The 4,339-nt window shown below is 71.2% G+C and carries 4 protein-coding genes; 2 read left to right on the top strand and 2 right to left on the bottom strand.

Translation table 11 applies throughout. From position 1 onward, the window contains the following. Positions 1–234: 234 nt before the first annotated feature. Both BKE38_RS21230 and BKE38_RS21225 read left to right on the top strand, forming a co-directional pair. Positions 235–441, top strand: coding sequence for a hypothetical protein (locus BKE38_RS21230; RefSeq protein WP_076959242.1), 207 nt, complete (start codon positions 235–237; stop codon positions 439–441). Then, positions 438–1,364, top strand: a complete 927-nt coding sequence (locus BKE38_RS21225) for a diguanylate cyclase domain-containing protein (RefSeq protein WP_076959241.1) — start codon at positions 438–440, stop codon at positions 1,362–1,364. Before BKE38_RS21230 ends, BKE38_RS21225 begins: the two co-directional genes overlap by 4 nt. A 4-nt stretch (positions 1,365–1,368) precedes the next feature. Here the strand turns inward: BKE38_RS21225 and BKE38_RS21220 are convergent, their stop codons facing one another. Together BKE38_RS21220 and BKE38_RS21215 are read right to left on the bottom strand one after the other, a co-directional pair. Further along, positions 1,369–2,709 (bottom strand): LLM class flavin-dependent oxidoreductase, encoded by a 1,341-nt coding sequence (locus tag BKE38_RS21220; RefSeq protein WP_242662523.1) that lies wholly within the window; start codon positions 2,707–2,709, stop codon positions 1,369–1,371. A 70-nt stretch (positions 2,710–2,779) separates the two neighbouring features. Beyond that, positions 2,780–4,081: an Nramp family divalent metal transporter gene (locus tag BKE38_RS21215; protein WP_076959239.1), complete on the bottom strand. Its 1,302-nt coding sequence runs from the start codon at positions 4,079–4,081 to the stop codon at positions 2,780–2,782. Between the last annotated feature and the right edge of the window lie 258 nt (positions 4,082–4,339).

Here is a 4,339-nt window from a genome sequence, read left to right as displayed (position 1 = left end):
CTGGCGCAGACGCTTAAGGGCGTCGCCGGCTCGCTGGGCCTGGCCGAGGTCGCGATCCGGGCCGGCTAGGTCGAGCTGGCGCTGGCCGCCGGCGAGGCGCCGTCCGAGCCGCTGCTCGCCGCGCTCGACGCCGCGCTGCGCCCGGCGCTGCGGGCCGCCGCCTCGCTCAGCGTCGTCGCCGTCGCCGCCCCCGCCGCGGCGGCCGGCTTCGACCGCGCCGCCGCCGCGGCGCTGGTGGCGGAGCTGGAAGACCTGCTGGCCCGCCGCAGCCTGCGCGCGCGCCGTGTCTTCGAGGCGCTGGAGGCGGCGCTGCAGGGCCAGGGCGCGGCGGAGATCGCGCCGCTGCGCGCGGCGCTCGGCGCGCTGGACTATGCGGCGGCCGCCACCGCCCTCACGGCGCTGGCGGAGACGCTGGGGCTGGCCAAGGAGAAGACGGCTTGAGGCGTCCGAACATCCTGATCGTCGATGACGAAGTCTCGAACATCGAGATCATCAGTGCCATCCTGGAGGACGATCACGAGGTCTGCTTCGCGACCTCGGGCGAGGAGGCGCTGCAGGTCGCCCGCGCCGAGCTGCCCGACCTGATCCTGCTCGACGTGCTGATGCCGGGCATCGACGGCTACGAGGTCTGCCGCCAGCTGAAGGCCGATGCGGTGCTGGCCGACGTGCCGGTCATCTTCACCACGGCGCTGGGCGACCAGGAGGCCGAGGTGAAGGGGCTCGAGCTCGGCGCCATCGACTATGTCACCAAGCCGGTGGCGCCCGTCATCCTGCGCGCCCGCGTGCGCAACCACCTCGACATGAAGCGGATGCGCGACGAGCTGGCCGAGCTCGCCGTGACCGACGCGCTGACCGGCCTCGGCAACCGCCGCTGCCTGGAGACGCGGCTGGCGCAGGAGGCGGCGCGGCTGGCCGCCCGCGGCGAGATGCTGTCGGTCATCATCCTCGATGTCGACTTCTTCAAGCGCTTCAACGACCTCTATGGCCATGCCGAAGGCGACCGCTGCCTGACCATGGTGGCCGCCGCGCTGAACCGCGCCATGCATCGCAGCAACCACCTGGCGGTGCGCTATGGCGGCGAGGAATTCGCCTGCATCCTGCCGGGGCTGGCACATGAGGAGGCGATGGAGATGGCGCGCTCGATCCTGACCCGCATCCAGGCGCTGGGCATCCCGCACTCCGCCTCCGACATCGCGCCGCATGTGACGGTGACGGCCGGCGTCGCCACCGCCGCCTGCCGCGCCGAGGTCGAGCCGCAGCGCTGGATCGTCGCCGCCGACCGCCAGCTCTACGCCGCCAAGGCCGCCGGGCGGAACACCGTGTCGGGCCGCTTCTACGACGCCGTCGCGCTCGCCGAGCTCTGAGGGGTCACCCGGCCGCCCGCGGATGCGGCGGCCGGATCAGGCCGAGATTTTCCCGCAGCGTCCGCCCCTCATAGAGGCTGCGCATCAGCCCGCGGCGCTGCAGCTCCGGCACGACCAGGTCGACGAAGGCCTCCATGTCGCGCGGCAGCAGGTTGAACATCAGCATGAAGCCGTCGCAGGCGCCGGCCTCGAACCAGGCCTGCATCTGGTCGGCGACCTCGCGCGCCGTGCCGCGGATCGTCTTGTTGCCGCGCTCGTAGCGCAGGTAGAGCTGGCGCAGCGTCAGCTTCTCGACGCGGATCATCTGCACGATGTGGTTGAAATAGGCCTGGTGGAAATTGGCCGATTTCGGGATCCGCTCCTCCGGGATCGGCTGGTCGAGGTCGAGGCCCGAGAGATCCGCCTCCAGGTCCATCGCCAGCCGGCTGCGCCCGACATCGGGGTGGATCAGCGCCTGCAGCTCGGCATGCATGTCCTCCGCCTCCTGCCGGCTGGCGGCGACCAGCACCGGCAGCCCGGCCAGCACCTTCAGCTGGTCGGGATCGCGGCCATGCCTGGGCATCCGCCCCTTCAGGTCGCGGTAGAAGCCGATGCCGTCCTCGATCGTCGATTCCGAGGCGAAGACCACCTCCGCCGTCTCGGCCGCCAGTTCGCGGCCGGTGTCCGACGCGCCGGCCTGGATGATCACCGGCCGACCCTGCGGCGGCCGGGCGATGTTCAGCGCGCCGTTGACGCGGAAATGCGCGCCCTCATGCGCCACCGCATGCTGCTTGGCCGGGTCGAAGAACAGACCCTGCGCGCGGTCGCGGATGAAGGCGTCGTCCTCCCAGCTGTCCCAGAGCTGACGCACCACCTGGACGAATTCGCGGGCCCGGGCGTAGCGGTCGCCATGCGCCGGCAGCCGGTCCAGCCCGAAATTCTTCGCCGCGAAGTCGTTGGCCGAGGTGACGACGTTCCAGGCGGCGCGCCCATGGCTCAGATGGTCCAGCGAGGCGAATTGCCGGGCGATGTTGTAGGGCTCGCTGAAGCTGGTGCTGGCGGTGCCGCCCAGCCCGATATGCCGCGTCGCCCCCGACAGCGCCGAGAGCAGCGTCACCGGCTCGAAGACGTTCATGAACAGCGGCATGCGGCTGAAGGCGGTGAGGTTGCTGGTGCGTGCCGCCGGCGTGTCGGCGATGAAGAACAGGTCGAACAGCCCGCGCTCGGCGGTCTGCGCCACCCGCTGGTAGTATTCGATGCTGGTCGAGGCATCGGCCTGCGCCTGCGGGTGCAGCCAGGAGGCGACGTGGTAGCCCGTCGGATGCACCAGCGTCGCCAGCGCCATTCGTTTTCCGGTTGTCGTCACGACGCTGCTCCCCGCGGATCGGAACGGCTTTGTCCCAGGCGGCGGCGGCGCTGTCCAGCCGGCGCCCGGGTCAGCCGCCCGACAGGAAGTCGGCGATCAGCTTCAGGTTCAGCGCCACGATCAGCAGCGCGATGCCCCAGCCCAGCCAGAGCTGCCAGCGCGGCGCCGCCAGCCCGCCCAGCCGCGACCGGTCGGAGGCGAAGAGCATCAGCGGGATCACCGCGAAGGGCAGCTGCAGCGACAGCACCACCTGGCTGAGCACCAGCAGCTGCGCCGTGCCGCTGGCGCCGGAATGCCAGGTCACCAGCACGGCGGGCACGATCGCCACCGACCGCGTCGCCAGCCGCCGCCAGAAGGGCGGCAGGCGGAAGCGCAGGAAGCCCTCCATGACAACCTGCCCCGCCAGCGTCGCGGTGACCGTGGCGTTCATCCCGCACAGCAGCAGGGCGACCGCGAACAGCGTCGCCGCCAGCCCGCTGCCCAGCAGCGGCGCCATCAGCTGATAGGCGTCCTGGATCTCGGCGACCTCCGTGTGGCCGCCGGCATGGAAGGTCGCCGCCGCCAGGATCAGGATCGCCGAATTCACCAGCAGCGCCAGGCCCAGCGCCACCGTGCTGTCGATCGAGGCGAAGCGCACCGCCTCCCGCTTCTCGGCGACCGTGCCGCCGACGTCGCGCGACTGCACCAGCGCCGTGTGCAGGTAGAGATTGTGCGGCATCACCGTCGCGCCGATGATCCCCATCGCAATGTAGAGCTGCGCCTGGTCGGTCGCGATCGAGGCCGCCGGCACATAGCCGCGCAGCACCGCGCCCCAGTCCGGATCGGCCAGCAGGATCTGCAGCCCGAAGCAGCCGACGATCAGCAGGATCAGCCCGAAGACCAGCGCCTCCAGCCGGCGCATCCCCTTGTGCTGCAGCCAGAGGATGACGAAGGCGTCGAGCGCCGTCAGCATCACGCCATAGAGCAGCGGGATGCCGAAGAGCAGCTGCAGCGCGATGGCGGTGCCGATCAGCTCGGCCAGGTCCGTGGCGCAGATGGCGATCTCCGCCAGCAGCCAGAGCGGATAGGCGACCGGCTTCGGGAAGCGCTCGCGGCAGAGCTGCGCCAGGTCGCGCCCGGTGGCGATGCCGACCCGCGTGCACAGCGCCTGCAGCAGGATCGCCATCAGCGAGGAGGCCAGCGCCACCGACAGCAGCGTGTAGCCGAAGGCCGAGCCGCCGGCGAGCGCCGTCGCCCAGTTGCCCGGATCCATGTAGCCGACGGCCACCAGATAGCCCGGGCCGATGAAGGCTCCCAGCCGCTTCAGCCAGCCCGCAGCATGCGGCACCCTGACGCTGCGATGCACCTCGGGCAGGCTGGGCACGCTGTCCATGCGGAGGCTCCGGAATGTAGCAGGGGCTATGTTACGGGCGATGGGCTCCGGGGCAAGGCAGGGAAGACAGGCAGGAAGCAAGCGGCGGGGGGAGGTATCCCCCCGCACCCCCTTCTCTTTCTGTTCCTTGGCGCCTGTGGCAGCATGCGCGCATGGCGGGCACGCGATACGGGGTGGATCTGCGCGGCATCCAGGCGGGGGACGCCCAGGACCTTGCGGGGCTGCTGGACACCAGCGCCGCGCGCATCGAGGCGCTGC

This window comes from Teichococcus deserti (genome assembly GCF_001982615.1).
Classification (GTDB): Bacteria; Pseudomonadota; Alphaproteobacteria; order Acetobacterales; family Acetobacteraceae; genus Pseudoroseomonas; species Pseudoroseomonas deserti.
Note: the sequence above shows the minus strand (reverse complement) of the source record. Positions and strands in the feature narration are given on the sequence as shown.

Coding starts and splice junctions, on each gene's coding strand:
- BKE38_RS21215 (WP_076959239.1), bottom strand. CDS start 4,081: ATGGACAGCGTGCCCAGCCTGCCCGAGGTGCATCGCAGCGTCAGGGTG.